The sequence below is a fragment of the Thioclava sp. F42-5 genome (genome assembly GCF_002213195.1).
Taxonomy (GTDB): domain Bacteria; phylum Pseudomonadota; class Alphaproteobacteria; order Rhodobacterales; family Rhodobacteraceae; genus Thioclava; species Thioclava nitratireducens.
In genome coordinates, this window is record NZ_NBNZ01000004.1 from 55,915 (window position 1) to 70,027 (window position 14,113).

Consider the following 14,113-nt stretch of genomic DNA (forward strand, 5'->3'; position numbering starts at 1 on the left):
GGCAAGGGGCGCGAGCATGGCGGTAGGCGTTTTCGATTCAGGTCTGGGCGGACTGACGGTCTATGATGCCTGCGCCAGGCGGCTGCCGGATATGGCCTTTTGCTATTACGGCGATAACGCCCATGCGCCTTACGGCGTGCGCGATGCCGATGACATCTTCAACCTGACCTGCGCGGGCGTGGAGCGTTTGTGGGAAGAGGGCTGCGATCTGGTGATCCTCGCCTGTAACACGGCTTCGGCCGCCGCGCTCAAGCGGATGCAGGAGACCTGGATCCCCGAGGGCAAGCGCGTGCTGGGCGTCTTCGTACCGATGATCGAAGCGTTGACCGAACGCAAATGGGGCGACAACTCCCCGCCGCGCGAAGTTGCGGTGAAGCACGTGGCGCTGTTCGCGACGCCCGCGACGGTGGCCTCGCGCGCATTCCAGCGCGAACTGGCCTTCCGCGCGATCGGCGTGGATGTTGAGGCGCAGCCCTGCGGCGGTGTGGTCGATGCGATCGAGACTGGCGACGAAATCCTCGCCGAGGCGCTGGTGAAATCCCATGTCGAAGCGCTCAAGCGTCGGATGCCGAAACCCGAGGCAGCGATCCTCGGCTGCACCCATTACCCGCTGATGCAAAAGACCTTCCAGGAAGCACTGGGGCCGAACGTCGACGTCTACAGCCAGGCCAACCTCGTGGCCGAGAGCCTCGCGGATTATCTGGAGCGTCGACCCGAGTTCAAAGGTTCGGGGACGGAATCGAAATTCCTGACCACCGGCGATCCGGCCTCGGTCTCGAGCCACGCGACGCAATTCCTGCGCTACGCGATCCGCTTCGAGGCCGCCTGAGGCGCCTGATCGTCGTGGCCCTCAGCCGAACCGGTTCGGCCCGCGCGTACCGCGCTGGACCATGAACACGAAGAGCGCGATGCCCCAGACCAGCATCACGATCCCCCAGATCGCGAGAAGCGCTGCCGACATGCCCGCCATGGCTGCCGGGTCCTGCACGCCGTAGGACATGACCGTCAGCCCGATCACGAGGCCGCCGAACACGCTAGCTAGAAGGTAGCCGCCGACCCACCAGCCCGAGCGGTCGGTGTCATGCAGGCGTCGAACCTGCGCCGAGATCGATGGCAGGAACGTCGCGATGGAAATCACTGCGCTGATCGCCGTGCCGTCCTCGCCCATCGAGCCTTCGGCCATGGCGCCGATGATGCTCGCCAGCATGACGAAGAGCGCGAACCACCAGTATTCCGAACGGCTCGCCCGACCCTTGAAGGTTGCGTATTTCCGGAAACAGACCTTGATCGCCTCGACGAAGCTGCGCGAGGGGGCCCCCTCGTAAAGCCCGTCCGAGCCGATCCCGCGCTGCGTCCGGTCGCGTTCGATCGAGGCCTCGGCATAGGCACGCGGATCGGCGGAGGAAAGCTTGCCCTCCTGCTGATGGCGCTGTGCGATGCGGGCGGCGTAATTCGTCGCGCCGCTATGCGGATCGGTGCCGGTTGCCGAGGTGTCGGGCGGCCGCCGGAAGAAGTGATCGCCCGCAGGCTCCCATCCCTCCATTCCGTCCTGCCAAACCATCGTTTCGGGCTTGATACGACCTCCCCGCACCATATCCATCATATGTTCCGGGGGGAACGGGCCGACGGGATCCTTCCCATCGGCGTAATACCACTGCTCTGCCACGGCCTGCCTCGTTCACTGTCGGTCGTCGCCCCGTCTCACACGGAGTTTATTTGAGTGTGAGCTTAGGGTAAGGGAGAGCCGAGCGACAAGCGCGGAGGACCAAATGACCAAGAAAATCGCGATTCTGGGCGCGTCGGGCTATACCGGCGCCGAACTCGTCCGGCTGATCGCCACCCATCCGAACATGGACATCGTGGCCCTCTCGGGCGAGCGTAAGGCGGGCATGGCAATGGGTGACGTGTTCCCGCATCTGCGCCATCTGGGCCTGCCGGATCTGGTGAAAATCGAAGAGATCGACTTCTCGAATGTCGATCTGGCCTTCTGCGCACTGCCGCATGCGACTTCGCAGGCAGTCATCAAGGAGCTGCCGCGCGATCTGAAGATCGTCGACCTCTCGGCCGATTTCCGGCTGCGCGATCCTGCAGAATACGAGAAGTGGTACGGCAAGCCTCATGCTGCGGTCGAGCTGCAAAAAGAGGCGGTCTACGGGCTGACCGAGTTCTACCGCGATGCGATTCGCGAAGCGCGACTGGTGGCGGGCACGGGCTGCAATGCCGCTGCGGGCCAATTTGCGATCCGTCCGCTGATCGAAGCTGGCGTGATTGATCTCGACGACATCATCCTCGATCTGAAGAACGGTGTCTCCGGCGCGGGCCGGTCGCTGAAGGAAAACCTGCTGCACGCAGAGCTGTCGGGCGGTGTCGCGCCCTATTCGCAGGGCGGCAAGCACCGTCACTTGGGTGAATTCGATCAGGAATTCAGCGCCTTGGCGGGCCGCCCCGTGATGGTACAGTTCACCCCGCATCTGGCGCCGTTCAATCGCGGCATCCTTGCCTCCGCCTATGTGAAGGGCGAGCCCGAGGGCGTCTACAAGGCGCTGGCCGACCGCTATGCGGAAGAAACCTTCATCGAAATGCTACCTTTCGGCGCAGTTCCGTCCACCAGGTCTGTAACTGGCTCCAATTATGCCCATATTGGTGTATCAGGAGACAGAATTCCCGGGCGCGCGCTCGTGGTCGTCGCGATCGACAACCTCTGCAAGGGGTCGTCGGGACAGGCGATCCAGAACGCGAACCTGATGCTCGGGCTGGAGGAAAGCGAAGGGCTGATGCTCGCCCCCGTCTTCCCTTGATCCGCGTCAATGGCAAGGCCGGCGCGGTGAGGTAGACGAAACGGCATCTCAGGAGGCGAAGAGATGAAGAGTCTGAAGAAGAAACGTCGTATCCAGGTGCTCAGCGTGGCTGCGCTGGCCTTGGTGATCGCGACCGGCACGATCGGGTACTCGATGCGGAGCGGCATCAACTTCTTCCGTGCACCTTCGCAGCTTGCCACCGAGCCGCCGCAGCCCGGCGAAGTCTTCCGTCTCGGCGGGCTGGTCGAGAAAGGCTCGCTCAAGCGCGGTCAGGGCGAAGTCATCGAATTCAAGGTCACCGATGGCGGCGCGACCGTCCCGGTGAAATTCGCGGGCGTCCTGCCGGACCTCTTCAAAGAGGGACAGGGCATGATCGGCACGGGCAAGATGGAAGGGGATACGTTCGTGGCCTCGGAAATCCTCGCCAAGCATGACGAGAACTACATGCCCAAGGAAGTCGTCGACGCGCTGAAGGAGCAGGGCGTCTACGAGGGCCCGTCCTCCTGATCCCCACCCCGGCGAACGCTCGCTTGCAGCACTGTTAACCGCACGGCCCGAGCCTGCCTGACGTTGTCATCAACGGAGGCAGGCCATGAAATCGGTCACCCAGATCGCGGCGGAGATCGTCGCGCGCGAAGGCGGTTATGTCGATGATCCGGACGATCCGGGCGGCGCGACCAAGCACGGCGTCACGCTCGGAACCCTGCGCCGGTTGGGGCGCGATCTGACCGGCGATGGCCGGGTGGACGAGATGGATGTCCGCGCGCTCGACCCCGCGCAGGCTGCCGAGATCTTCATCGAGCATTACTAAAAGGGTCCGCGTATCGACCGGCTGCCACCCACGGTGCAGGCCTCGGTCTTCGACATGTATGTGAATGCAGGCGGCAATGCGGTGGTGATCCTGCAGCGTCTCCTGGGCGACATGGGTCAGCGTGTCGTGGTCGACGGGATCATCGGCCCGCAGACCATCGCGGCCGCCGAACTCGCAGATGCGGCCGCGCCCGGCTATTTCGCCGATGCCTACGGGATCGCGCGGCGCAATTACTACTACCGGCTCGCCGATGCGCGCCCGGCCAGCCGAAAATACGCCACGACACGAGCGGGCGCGAAGGGCGGCTGGATCCGCCGCGCCGAGGAATTCATTTCCCCACGCTTTCGCCTTACCGAGGGCGAGCATCGCAAGCGGGTGGCGAAATGGGCTTGATCGAAAAACTGCTCGGCGGTGCGGGCACGGTGAAGGCAGCAGGCGAGGCCGCCAGTTCCGTCGCGGAGGTATTCGTGCCCAATGCCGCGAAGAAGCTCGAAGCCGCACAGACCGCTTATCTTGCGGCGCTGCAGGAACACGGCGCGGAGTTCGAATATATCCGACCCGGTCGCTTCGATCGCATCGTGAACGGCCTCAACCGCCTGCCGCGCCCGGTGCTCGCTTTCGGGATCGTGGGGCTCTTCGTCTATGCGATGCTCGACCCGGTCGGCTTCGCGCAACGGATGGTGGGCCTAGGCTACGTACCCGAGCCGCTTTGGTGGCTTCTCGGCGCGGTGGTCAGTTTCTATTTCGGCGCGCGCGAGGCGCATTACTTCCGAATGAAGAAGGTGCCGGCGGTGCCTCCCGCAGAGCTCGCGACTCCTCCGGACGAGGAAAACGCGGCGCTTTCGGCGTGGCGGTCTGGCGAGAAACAGAACGGGTAGGGGGCGCTGCCCCCGCGCCCTGTGGCCCCCCCCCCCCCGGGGGATATTTCGAAAGAGCGAAGACGAGCGTAGTGTCTGACTTCGCTTTTGCCCAAAGATCCCGGGATGAATTCGCGAAAGCTTAGAGGGGCAGCGCCCCTGATGGCCTCAGTCGCGGGTGCCCGCGAACCGCTCCTGCCACTCTTCGCGCTCTTCATCCGTGATCTTGCGGAAAAGGACCTCGGGCGTGGTGAAGGCATGGCCCGCGGGCAGCGCCTCTAGCGCGGTCTTCACATCGCCCGGCCAGTCGCGATCCTCGTCGCCCATCGCCTCGAGCATGATCTTCGCCGCATCGGGAATGAAGGGCGCCGAGAGCACCGCGTAGATCGGGATAAGGTTCAGCGCGAGCCTTGCGATGGCTGCCGCCTGATCGGGATCGGTCTTGAACACCGACCACGGTGCCGACGCCTGCAGGTATTCGTTGCCCGCGACCCAGATCCCGCGCAGCTCCATCGCCGCCTTGCGGATATCCTTCTCTTCCATATGCGTCTCGTAGGCGCGGATGCGGGTGGTCAGATCCTCGATCAGGGCCGCTTCCTGCTCGCCCCAGCTGCCGCCTTCCGGGATCACCTCGCCGAATTTCGAGCGGGTGAACTTGGTGATCCGGCTGACGAAGTTGCCCAGCACATCGGCGAGGTCCTTGTTCGCCGAGACCTGGAAATTCTCCCAGGTGAATTCGGCATCCGCGCTTTCGGGCGCGTGGGACAGAAGCCACCAGCGCCAGTAATCGGCGGGCAAAAGTTCCAGCGCCTGATCCATGAAGACGCCGCGACCGCGCGAGGTCGAGAACTGGCCGCCATCGTAGTTCAGGTAATTGAACGACTTGATGTAATCGACGAGCTTCCACGGCTCGCCGGAGCCGAGGATCGTCGCGGGGAACGAGAGCGTGTGGAAGGGCACGTTATCCTTGCCCATGAACTGGGTGTAGGTGACGTCCTCCGCGCCCTTGTCGGTGCGCCACCAGCGCTCCCAATCGCCGCCCGTCTTCTCGGTCCATTCCTCGGTCGCGGCGATATATTCGATCGGCGCGTCGAACCAGACGTAGAAGACCTTGCCTTCCATGCCCGACCACGGCGCGCCCTCGAATTGCGCGGGCACGCCCCAGCTGAGATCGCGAGTGATGCCGCGATCCTGCAGCCCGTCGCCGTCATGGAGCCATTTCTTCGCGATCGAGGTGGTCAGCACCGGCCAGTCGGTCTTGCTGTCGATCCACGCATCGAGCTGATCTTTCATCGCCGACTGGCGCAGGAAGAGGTGCTTGGTCTCGCGCATCTCCAGATCGGTCGAACCCGAGATCGTCGAATGCGGGTTGATCAGGTCGACCGGATCGAGCTGCTTGGTGCAGTTGTCGCATTGGTCGCCGCGCGCGCTCTCGAAGCCGCAATTGGGACAGGTGCCTTCGATATAGCGGTCGGGCAGAAAGCGCCCGTCGGCCTTGGAATACATCTGGGTTTCCGAGACTTCGCGGATCAGCCCGGCCTCGGCCAGCTTCACGGCGAAATGCTGCGTCAGGCGATGGTTCTGCGGGCTCGACGAGCGCCCGAAGTGATCGAAGCTGAGGCGGAAGCCTTCCGCGATCTTCGCCTGCACCTCGTGCATCTCGGCGCAATACTCGGCGACCGGCTTGCCCGCTTTCGCTGCGGCCAGTTCGGCGGGGGTGCCGTGCTCGTCGGTGGCGCAGATGAACATCACCTCGTTGCCTCGCGCGCGCTGGTAGCGGGCGAAGAGATCAGCCGGCAGCTGCGAGCCCACGAGATTGCCGAGGTGCTTGATGCCGTTGATATAGGGAATGGCCGAGGTAATGAGATGGCGCGCCATGTAGGACCCTCTTGCTGTGGAGCGTTTGGGCGCGGGTTTACTAGGGAATCATGCGAAGGGCTAGGGGGGAGCGCCGAGACGCGCCCGCTTGCGGCTTTGCGATCAGTCGAGGGTGTAGACCTTGCCGATTGCGCCATCGGTTTCGCGTCATGTCTCGGTGCCGGCGCGCTGATAAAAGGCGAGTGCAAAGAGGGCGCGCGCGTCCAAGGCTTGCTTTTGCGCGGGTGGCGTCGATAGTCGGGGCGAGAGTGCAAAAGCGTGGGGGCAGGCGGTGCTGATACATGCCGGAGACGATCGGAGCGTTTCGATCGACCTCGCGCTGGCGGTCTGGCTGTCGCTGGTCGCGGGTGCGGTGAATGCGGCCGGGTTCCGGGCGCTCGGCTATTTCTCGGCCAATATGACCGGGAATGTCTCGACCGCGACCGACCTGCTCGCGCTGGGGCGGTTCGGCACGGCGATCTGGTTCCTGCTGCTGCTTCTGGCCTTCGTCTTCGGCGCCTTTGCGTCTGGCGTGCTGATCGACGTGGGGCAGCGCCGGCGGTTGCACGGGATCTATGCGCTGTCGATCCTTCTGGAAGCTGGACTGCTGATCGTGCTGACGATCCTGGACATGGTCTGGGCTGCGGCGATGAGCGAGCATCTGATGATGATCGGCCTCAGCTTCCTGATGGGGCTGCAGAACGCGGCGAGCACGAAAATCTCGGACGGGCGGGTGCGCACAAGCCATGTGTCCGGCATCGCGACCGATCTGGGGCTGGAGCTTGCGGCGCTATTGCCGGGCGCGCGCGATGCGGAGACCAGGCAGGTGCTGCGATCGCGGCTCCTGCTGCATGTCGCGACGCTGTGTTCCTTCTTCGCGGGCGGCATCGCAGGTGTGCTGGGATATGAGCGCATCGGCCCGATGGTCTTCGCGCTGGCGGCGGCGCTGCTGATCGTCATCGCCGTGCCGGAACTGCGCAAGGTCTATCGCGGGGGGCGGTGACCCTCGCGGCTATGCACATGACGACACACATGAAAAAGGGCGCCCGCGAGGCGCCCTTTTCCGTAACAGTCATGCAGCTCAGGCTCAGAAGCCGAGGCCGGCATACTTGTTCTTGAACTTCGACACGCGGCCACCGGTGTCCATGAGGCGCGACGAACCGCCGTTCCACGCCGGGTGCGAGGTCGGGTCGATGTCGAGGGTGAGGGTGTCGCCCTCGGAGCCCCAGGTCGAGCGGGTCTGGTATTCGGTCCCGTCGGTCATCTTGACGGTGATCGTGTGGTAGTCGGGATGGGTATCGGCTTTCATGGTCCCGCTCCTTATTTCGCAGCTTTGGGCTTGTAGTGGGTGTCTTCGGCGATACGAGCCGACTTACCGCGACGGGCGCGCAGGTAGTACAGCTTGGCGCGACGCACGCGGCCACGGCGGACCACTTCGATCGAGTCGATGTTGGTCGAATAGAGCGGGAACACACGCTCCACGCCTTCGCCGAAGGAGATCTTGCGCACGGTGAACGAAGCCGCCAGCGTGTCGCCGCCCTTGCGCGAGATGCAGACGCCTTCATAGGCCTGCACGCGCGAACGGGTGCCTTCGGTCACTTTGTAGCCGACGCGAATGGTGTCACCGGCTTTGAAATCCGGGATGGTCTTGTTGAGCTCGGCGATTTGTTCCGCCTCGAGCTGTGCGATCAGGTTCATCGCAACGTCCTTTCACATGCTCACGGTTTGTCCCGTGAAGGTTTCGCCGCCTCAGAGCTCCGCGTCTTCATCGGGTCCGCTCGCCTTTTCAGGGTCGCGCCCGCGGGAGATTTCAGGTCGTCTTTCGCTTTTTGCGCCCTTCGCCGGTGCCGTGACGCGGGCCGAAGAAGGCGCCGCCGGGCAACAGCAAAAGGGTCCGAGGGCCGATTCCGGTCCGGACCCGCGCGTATTACGGGGAAATGGGGTGTGGATCAAGCCTGTTTTATAGGGGCGCGCGGGATCAGCTGGATGAATCGTCGTTTGAGGGAAGCCCCCGCTTCTCCCACAAATCCGGCCGTCGTTCCTGCGTGAGTTTCTCGCTCATTTCGCGGCGCCAGTCTTCGATCTTCTTGTGGTTGCCCGAGGTCAGCACTTCGGGGATCGAGCGGCCTTCCCATTCGGCGGGGCGGGTGTATTGGGGGTGCTCCAGCAATCCGCTGGAATGGCTTTCCTCCACCGCGCTCTCGGCATTGCCCAGAACGCCCGGCAGCAGCCGCACGGTGGCGTCGATCAGCACTTGGGCGGCCACCTCGCCACCCGTCAGGACGAAATCGCCGATCGAGACTTCCTCGACGCCGAAATGCTCCAGCACGCGCTCGTCCACGCCCTCGAAGCGACCGCAGAGAAGCGTCATGCCCTCGGCGTCGGCAAAGCGGCGCGCCATCTCCTGCGTCAGCGGCTTGCCGCGCGGTGAGAGATAGACGACCGGCCAGCGCGCGCGGTCATCCGGCGTGCCGCGGGCGGCCTGCTTGAGCGCCTCGCCCACCACATCGGCGCGCAGCACCATCCCGGCGCCGCCGCCGGCGGGCGTGTCGTCGACATTGCGGTGCTTGCCAATGCCGAAGGGGCGTAGGTCGATCGTCTCAAGCGCCCAGAGACCCAGATCGCGAGCGCGGCCCAGAAGGCTCAGACCCAGCGTGCCGGGGAAGGCTTCGGGGAAGAGCGTGACGATCTTCGCGGTCCACGCGCCTTTCAGCCGCAGCGGCTCGTCCATCAGCGAGCTGGGCTTGCGCGTCGGCGAGATCGTCAGGCGGCCATGCGACTTGGTCGCGAGCTTGGGTTTGTCGTCACTCATCGGATTTCGCCTCTGCCTCTTCGCGCCATGCCGCTCGCAATATGGCGCGCTTTTTCTCTTTTGTGGCCTCGCGCGGCAACCCTTCGGCGTTGATCGCGGCGAGTTGGTCGGCCAGCGCCGCCCGATCCACCCGCCGCGGGCGCGCGTTGGCCGTGGTCCCGACGCCAAGCGACGCGCGAATTTCGGGGGGCACGCCCATCAGATCAAGAAGCGGCGTCAGCGGGCCGTGAGGATTATCGCGGGCTTCGTCGAGCATGACCCAGTTCACCGGGAAAGGTGCCACGGCGCTTACGATCTCACGCAGAACAGGGGCGAGATCGAAGCCCGACAGTCGGGTGCGGAAGGTGTCGAGCGAGTCCGTCAGCATGCCGCTGCGCACGTGCTGCCAATGCAGGCTGTCGATCCATGCGGTCTTCTCGCGGGTGGTCAGAAAAAGCTGCAACTCCAACGCGTCTTCGTATTTCGCGCGGAACATCTCGGCCAGCGCGCCCATCAGGGCTGGCGTTGCGGAATAGTCCAGCACGCCATCGCGCCCCGGCATGTGGCCTGCGAGCCCTTCGATCGAGATCACGGCTTGCCTGGTGTCTTCGGGGAGGGCATCGGCCCAACTGGCGAGCGCGGCCTGATAGAGCCCCAACTCGAACGGGTCCCGCGTCAGCGAATAGGCGCGGGCAGCGGCGGCCGCGTCGGGAATGTCTTCGCGCAGCGCAATTACCCAATCGGGCAGATGGGCGCTGACTTCGCGCAGTCCGGTCTGGATCGTGGAGGTGCCGGTCTTGTGAAAGCCCGGATGGACGATCACACGCATCCGATTACAGATCCTCGGGCGGATCGACGACGATACGCTGCGCGGCGAGATCCACGGTCGGCACGATGGCCTTGGTGAAGGGCAGAAGCAGCGCCTGTTTGCGCCCGGGCGCGTAGATTTCGAGAATGTCACCCGCGCCGTGATTGTGGACCGCGCGCACGGTGCCGATCTTGGCGCCGCCGGTGTCCACCACCGTCAGCCCGATCAGGTCGGCATGATAGAATTCGTCGTCAGGAAGCGAGGGCAGCTTGTCGCGGTCGGCCCAGAGGGTTGTGCCCCGCAGCGCATCGGCCTCTTCCTTCGTGGCCACGCCCGACAGCCGTGCGCCAAGCCCGTTCTTCAGGCCCCGCGTCAGCGTCACGTCGAACTGGCGTGCGCCGTCTTCGGTATAAAGCGGGGCATAGCCTGCGATATCCTCGGGTTCGGCGCAGAAACTCTTGAGGCGCACTTCGCCCTGCACGCCGAAAGCTCCGGCAATCGCACCCACGCAGACGCGTTCGGGTTGGGTCATGATGCGATCCTCTGTGCTAGATCGGATGGGGCAGGGGCCGGGCACATATCGCGCCCGGCCCACCAGCCATCCATAGCTGCCGATTATTCTTCGGCGGGTGCTTCTTCGGCGTTCGCCTCGGCGGCCTTGGCGGCACGCTGTTCGGCGCGCTCCTGGGCTTTCTTGCCCGGAACGGCTTTCTTCATGTTGGCGCGGGTCGCCTTGCTGCGCTCGCCAGCGGCTTCGAGGAAGCGCGCAATGCGGTCGGTCGGCTGTGCGCCCTGGTCGAGCCAGTACTTCACGCGCTCGATGTTCATTTTCACGCGGTCTTCGCTGTCCTTCGGGAGCAGCGGGTTGTAGGTGCCCAGCTTCTCGAGGAAGCGGCCGTCACGCGGCATGCGCGAGTCGGTAGCGACGATCGAATAGAACGGACGCTTCTTGGAGCCCCCACGGGCGAGGCGGATTTTCATAGCCATGTCAGTTGTCTCCTTTGGATGGCTGGTGATGGGCCGGATGGCCCGTCATTTCTGGAATTTCTCGTGATGCCGGATCACTTCCGAAATCACGAAATTGAGGAACTTCTTCGCGAATTCCGGGTCGAGCCCGGAATCGCTCGCCAGCTTTTCGAGCCGGGCGATCTGCTTGGCCTCCCGATCGGGATCGGAGGGCGGAAGGTCGTGCTCTGCCTTCAGCTTGCCGACGGCCTGCGTCTGGGCAAACCGTTCGGCCAGCGTGTAGATCATCACCGCATCGAGCCGGTCGATGCTGTCGCGATGCTCTTTCAGCAACTCAGCGGCACGGGTGGTTGCATCGCTCATGCGGCGGCCTCCTTCGGGGCGGGGTGGCGCCAGACGACGATCGGCGGCTCCCCGGGATAGGCGGCCTGCGGGTCGGGGCGCGCGCCCAGACGCTCGGCCAGCGCGGTCGAACGGGTGTTGTTCGGGTCGATATAGCTGACAGCGGTGGACCATTTCAGGTCGCGGAACGCATGAGCGATCACCGCGCGCGCAGCCTCGGCGACGTAGCCCTTGCCCTCGGCCTCCTGCGACCAGACCGACCAGGCGATCTCGGCCTCGGGCCAGCTCTCTGGCATCCAGGGGCCGAGTGCCCCGAAACCCTGATCCGAGCCGCGCTCGGTCATCACGAACATGCCCCAGCCGCGCAGGACCCAATGGCCGGCGATCGCCGCGAAGCTGCGCCATGCGGCTTCGGGGGTCGGCTCTTGCACCGGGCGGAACCAGTGGCTGCGCTCGGACATGTAGAAATCGCGCCATGCCGCCCAATCCGCAGCCTTCGGGGCGCGGAGCACGAGACGCTCGGTCTCGAGAACAGGCGTGGAGGACAGCGCGACGGTCATCTCGATCACTTCTTCTTGCCGAAGCCCGACAGGCCCGGCGGCAACGCGCCGCCCAGACCGGGCATGCCGCCCTTTGGCATCTTGCCGCCCATCGCCTTGGCGGCGGCTTCGACCTCGGACGGATCCATGTTTGCCAGATCCGGCGCGCCGCCGCCTTTGCCGCCCATCATCTTCATCGCCTGTTTCATCATGCCGCCCTTGCCCATCTTCGAGAGCTTCTTCATCGAGTCGGACATCTGGCGATGCATCTTCAGCAGCTTGTTGAGATCGGACACTTCGAGGCCCGCGCCCGCCGCGATCCTCTTCTTGCGGCTCGCCTGAAGGATCTGCGGGTTGGCGCGCTCCTTCTTGGTCATCGAGTTGATGAGCGCGATCTGGTGGCTGATCGTCTTGTCATTCAGCCCGGCGTCTTCCGCCTGCTTGGCGTATTTCGACATGCCCGGCATCATGCCCATGACGCCCTGCATCCCGCCCATCTTGATCATCTGCTCAAGCTGGTTCTTCATGTCGTTCATGTTGAACAGGCCCTTCTGGAAGCGCTTGGCCATGCGCTCCGCCTGTTCCTGTTCCAGCGTTTCCTGTGCGCGCTCCACGAGGGCGACGATGTCGCCCATGCCGAGGATGCGGCCCGCGATACGCTCGGCCTCGAAGGTCTCGAGCGCGTCCATTTTCTCGCCCAGACCCACGAAGCGGATCGGCTTGCCGGTGACCGCGCGCATCGAGAGCGCCGCACCACCACGACCGTCGCCGTCCATCCGGGTCAGCACGACGCCCGAGACGCCGACCTTCTCGTCGAACTCGGTCGCGACGTTCACGGCATCCTGGCCGGTCAGGCCATCGACGACGAGGAGCGTCTCACGCGGGTTTGCGACATCGCGCACCGCCTGAACCTCGTCCATCAGCACTTCGTCGATATGCAGACGGCCCGCCGTGTCGAGCATGTAGACGTCATAGCCGCCGAGCGTCGCTTGCTGCTTGGCGCGCTTGGCGATCTGCACGGCGCTCTCGCCCTTCACGATCGGCAGCGTGTCGACACCGATCTGGGTGCCGAGGATCTGCAGCTGCTCCATTGCCGCCGGGCGGTTGGTGTCGAGCGAGGCCATCAGCACGCGCTTGTGCTCGCGGTCCTTGAGACGCTTGGCGAGCTTGGCGGTGGTGGTGGTTTTACCAGAGCCCTGCAGACCGACCATCAGGATCGGCGCGGGCGGGTTGTCGATCTTCAGCGCATCGGCAGGCTCTTCGCCCGCGAGCATCTTGATCAGCTCGTCATGAACGATCTTGACGACCTGCTGGCCCGGCGTGACCGATTTGGTGACCGCGGCGCCGGTGGCCTTGCCCTCGACCGATTTGATGAACTGACGGGCGACCGGCAGCGAAACGTCAGCTTCGAGAAGCGCGACGCGCACTTCGCGCATGGCCGTTTTCACGTCATCGGCGGAAAGCGCACCTTGTTTGGTCAGCCGGTCGAAGACGCCGCCTAGGCGCTCGGATAGACTTTCGAACATGGGCCACCCTCCTGTGATTGGGGCCGGGACAAACGACAAGCGCACCAGTGGGCGCAACGCGCTGACTGGTGGCGATCCCGACCTCATGCCGGGACCGGAGGGATTCGTCCTCCGGGGAAATCTCGCGTGAACTATGACAAAGGCCCCGCGGAGTCAACCACGGGGCCAGTCGGGGGAGGTAGGGAACGTCTTTGCAGGCTGGGGGATCAGGCTGCGAGCTCGATGATCTGGGTCTCTGCCTTGGCGATCGCCGCCGCCTCGTCGAGGTTCACGCCTTCGGCTGCGACCACGGTCACGTCGGTGATGCCGATGAAGCCCAGAACCTGCTTGATGTAGGGCGTCGCGAAATCGAAGGCGGAGCCCTGTGGCACGCCGCCCGAGGAGTAGGCGATGATGACGCGCTTCGGGCCGGCGAGGCCTTCGGGGCCGGCATCGGTGTAGCGGAAGGTCTCGCCCACGCGGCAGACCATGTCGATCCAGTGCTTGAGCGGGCCGGTGACGCCGAAATTGTAGACGCCGCAGCCAATGACGATCGTGTCGGCGGCCTTGAGTTCGGCGATCAGCTCGTCGGACAGGGCGAGCAGTTCTTTCTGCTCGTCGCTGCGCTGGTCGGCCGGGGTATAGGCTGCGCCGATCCATGCACCGTCGATGGCGGGAATGGCGGTCGCGTCGCGGGCGGTGACGTCGCCGCCGATCCGCTCGACGATCTTGTCCGTGAGGCGTTTGGAGATCGACGCGTCGCCTTTGATGGAGCTGTCGATACGAAGGGTCTTGGTCATGGGGAGGACTCCGTAAAACGTGTTCGGTTTGGGGTCGTG

The 14,113-nt window shown here is 64.6% G+C and carries 17 protein-coding genes and 1 pseudogene; 6 read left to right on the top strand and 12 right to left on the bottom strand.

The annotated features are described in order from the left end of the window. Nucleotides 1-16: 16 nt before the first annotated feature. The gene (gene murI / locus B6V74_RS11830; protein WP_088722898.1) at nt 17-829 is read left to right on the top strand and encodes a glutamate racemase; all 813 of its coding nucleotides are present in this window, start codon (nt 17-19) and stop codon (nt 827-829) included. A 21-nt stretch (nt 830-850) separates the two neighbouring features. On the opposite strand, the gene B6V74_RS11835 is transcribed toward murI, so the two are convergent. Further along, entirely contained in the window at nt 851-1,666 is an 816-nt protein-coding gene (locus B6V74_RS11835; protein ID WP_146694548.1) for a DUF805 domain-containing protein, read from the bottom strand. A gap of 103 nt (nt 1,667-1,769) precedes the next feature. Here B6V74_RS11835 and argC point away from each other — a divergent pair, with 103 nt between their 5' ends. From argC to B6V74_RS11855, 4 genes and pseudogenes are all read left to right on the top strand, one after another. Beyond that, on the top strand, nt 1,770-2,798 hold the full coding sequence (gene argC / locus B6V74_RS11840) for an N-acetyl-gamma-glutamyl-phosphate reductase (RefSeq protein WP_088722899.1): 1,029 nt from the start codon (nt 1,770-1,772) through the stop codon (nt 2,796-2,798). A 63-nt stretch (nt 2,799-2,861) separates the two neighbouring features. Then, entirely contained in the window at nt 2,862-3,305 is a 444-nt protein-coding gene (gene ccmE, locus B6V74_RS11845) for a cytochrome c maturation protein CcmE (RefSeq protein ID WP_078522044.1), read from the top strand. An 85-nt stretch (nt 3,306-3,390) separates the two neighbouring features. Then, nucleotides 3,391-4,002 (top strand): annotated as a pseudogene (locus tag B6V74_RS11850) (holin-associated N-acetylmuramidase). Next, nucleotides 3,993-4,487 (top strand): holin family protein, encoded by a 495-nt coding sequence (locus B6V74_RS11855; RefSeq protein WP_088722900.1) that lies wholly within the window; start codon nt 3,993-3,995, stop codon nt 4,485-4,487. Before B6V74_RS11850 ends, B6V74_RS11855 begins: the two are co-directional and overlap by 10 nt. Nucleotides 4,488-4,634: 147 nt before the next feature. Here B6V74_RS11855 and metG read toward each other — a convergent pair whose 3' ends face one another. Next, nucleotides 4,635-6,344, bottom strand: a complete 1,710-nt coding sequence (gene metG / locus B6V74_RS11860; RefSeq protein WP_088722901.1) for a methionine--tRNA ligase — start codon at nt 6,342-6,344, stop codon at nt 4,635-4,637. Nucleotides 6,345-6,615: 271 nt separating this feature from the next. Here metG and B6V74_RS11865 point away from each other — a divergent pair, with 271 nt between their 5' ends. Next, nucleotides 6,616-7,326 (top strand): YoaK family protein, encoded by a 711-nt coding sequence (locus tag B6V74_RS11865; protein WP_075775804.1) that lies wholly within the window; start codon nt 6,616-6,618, stop codon nt 7,324-7,326. An 84-nt stretch (nt 7,327-7,410) separates the two neighbouring features. On the opposite strand, the gene rpmE is transcribed toward B6V74_RS11865, so the two are convergent. From rpmE to B6V74_RS11915, 10 genes are all read right to left on the bottom strand, one after another. Beyond that, on the bottom strand, nt 7,411-7,632 hold the full coding sequence (rpmE, locus tag B6V74_RS11870) for a 50S ribosomal protein L31 (protein WP_075775805.1): 222 nt from the start codon (nt 7,630-7,632) through the stop codon (nt 7,411-7,413). Nucleotides 7,633-7,643: 11 nt separating this feature from the next. Then, a complete protein-coding gene (rplS, locus tag B6V74_RS11875) occupies nt 7,644-8,021 on the bottom strand; it encodes a 50S ribosomal protein L19 (RefSeq protein ID WP_075775806.1) in 378 nt (125 codons plus the stop codon). A gap of 280 nt (nt 8,022-8,301) precedes the next feature. Continuing rightward, nucleotides 8,302-9,135 carry a tRNA (guanosine(37)-N1)-methyltransferase TrmD gene (gene trmD, locus B6V74_RS11880; protein ID WP_088722902.1) on the bottom strand — a complete coding sequence of 278 codons (834 nt, stop codon included), beginning with the start codon at nt 9,133-9,135 and terminating at the stop codon, nt 8,302-8,304. Continuing rightward, entirely contained in the window at nt 9,128-9,943 is an 816-nt protein-coding gene (locus tag B6V74_RS11885) for a hypothetical protein (RefSeq protein WP_088722903.1), read from the bottom strand. Before B6V74_RS11885 ends, trmD begins: the two co-directional genes overlap by 8 nt. A gap of 4 nt (nt 9,944-9,947) precedes the next feature. Then, nucleotides 9,948-10,454 (bottom strand): ribosome maturation factor RimM, encoded by a 507-nt coding sequence (gene rimM / locus B6V74_RS11890; RefSeq protein ID WP_075775809.1) that lies wholly within the window; start codon nt 10,452-10,454, stop codon nt 9,948-9,950. An 83-nt stretch (nt 10,455-10,537) separates the two neighbouring features. Beyond that, nucleotides 10,538-10,909 (bottom strand): 30S ribosomal protein S16, encoded by a 372-nt coding sequence (gene rpsP / locus B6V74_RS11895; protein ID WP_075775810.1) that lies wholly within the window; start codon nt 10,907-10,909, stop codon nt 10,538-10,540. A gap of 45 nt (nt 10,910-10,954) precedes the next feature. After that, a complete protein-coding gene (locus tag B6V74_RS11900) occupies nt 10,955-11,251 on the bottom strand; it encodes a chorismate mutase (RefSeq protein WP_078522032.1) in 297 nt (98 codons plus the stop codon). Further along, nucleotides 11,248-11,790 carry a GNAT family N-acetyltransferase gene (locus B6V74_RS11905; RefSeq protein WP_088723058.1) on the bottom strand — a complete coding sequence of 181 codons (543 nt, stop codon included), beginning with the start codon at nt 11,788-11,790 and terminating at the stop codon, nt 11,248-11,250. Before B6V74_RS11905 ends, B6V74_RS11900 begins: the two co-directional genes overlap by 4 nt. Nucleotides 11,791-11,795: 5 nt before the next feature. Continuing rightward, nucleotides 11,796-13,295 (bottom strand): signal recognition particle protein, encoded by a 1,500-nt coding sequence (ffh, locus tag B6V74_RS11910; RefSeq protein WP_075775812.1) that lies wholly within the window; start codon nt 13,293-13,295, stop codon nt 11,796-11,798. A 206-nt stretch (nt 13,296-13,501) separates the two neighbouring features. Continuing rightward, nucleotides 13,502-14,074, bottom strand: a complete 573-nt coding sequence (locus tag B6V74_RS11915) for an NAD(P)H-dependent oxidoreductase (RefSeq protein WP_075775813.1) — start codon at nt 14,072-14,074, stop codon at nt 13,502-13,504. Nucleotides 14,075-14,113: the final 39 nt, after the last annotated feature.

What these genes read in the sequence shown, in the direction of transcription:
- murI (WP_088722898.1), top strand. Translation starts at nt 17, where the DNA reads ATGGCGGTAGGCGTTTTCGATTCAGGTCTGGGCGGACTGACGGTCTAT.
- argC (WP_088722899.1), top strand. Translation starts at nt 1,770, where the DNA reads ATGACCAAGAAAATCGCGATTCTGGGCGCGTCGGGCTATACCGGCGCC.
- ccmE (WP_078522044.1), top strand. Translation starts at nt 2,862, where the DNA reads ATGAAGAGTCTGAAGAAGAAACGTCGTATCCAGGTGCTCAGCGTGGCT.
- B6V74_RS11855 (WP_088722900.1), top strand. Translation starts at nt 3,993, where the DNA reads ATGGGCTTGATCGAAAAACTGCTCGGCGGTGCGGGCACGGTGAAGGCA.
- metG (WP_088722901.1), bottom strand. Translation starts at nt 6,344, where the DNA reads ATGGCGCGCCATCTCATTACCTCGGCCATTCCCTATATCAACGGCATC.
- rpmE (WP_075775805.1), bottom strand. Translation starts at nt 7,632, where the DNA reads ATGAAAGCCGATACCCATCCCGACTACCACACGATCACCGTCAAGATG.
- rplS (WP_075775806.1), bottom strand. Translation starts at nt 8,021, where the DNA reads ATGAACCTGATCGCACAGCTCGAGGCGGAACAAATCGCCGAGCTCAAC.
- trmD (WP_088722902.1), bottom strand. Translation starts at nt 9,135, where the DNA reads ATGAGTGACGACAAACCCAAGCTCGCGACCAAGTCGCATGGCCGCCTG.
- B6V74_RS11885 (WP_088722903.1), bottom strand. Translation starts at nt 9,943, where the DNA reads ATGCGTGTGATCGTCCATCCGGGCTTTCACAAGACCGGCACCTCCACG.
- rimM (WP_075775809.1), bottom strand. Translation starts at nt 10,454, where the DNA reads ATGACCCAACCCGAACGCGTCTGCGTGGGTGCGATTGCCGGAGCTTTC.
- rpsP (WP_075775810.1), bottom strand. Translation starts at nt 10,909, where the DNA reads ATGGCTATGAAAATCCGCCTCGCCCGTGGGGGCTCCAAGAAGCGTCCG.
- B6V74_RS11900 (WP_078522032.1), bottom strand. Translation starts at nt 11,251, where the DNA reads ATGAGCGATGCAACCACCCGTGCCGCTGAGTTGCTGAAAGAGCATCGC.
- B6V74_RS11905 (WP_088723058.1), bottom strand. Translation starts at nt 11,790, where the DNA reads ATGACCGTCGCGCTGTCCTCCACGCCTGTTCTCGAGACCGAGCGTCTC.
- ffh (WP_075775812.1), bottom strand. Translation starts at nt 13,295, where the DNA reads ATGTTCGAAAGTCTATCCGAGCGCCTAGGCGGCGTCTTCGACCGGCTG.
- B6V74_RS11915 (WP_075775813.1), bottom strand. Translation starts at nt 14,074, where the DNA reads ATGACCAAGACCCTTCGTATCGACAGCTCCATCAAAGGCGACGCGTCG.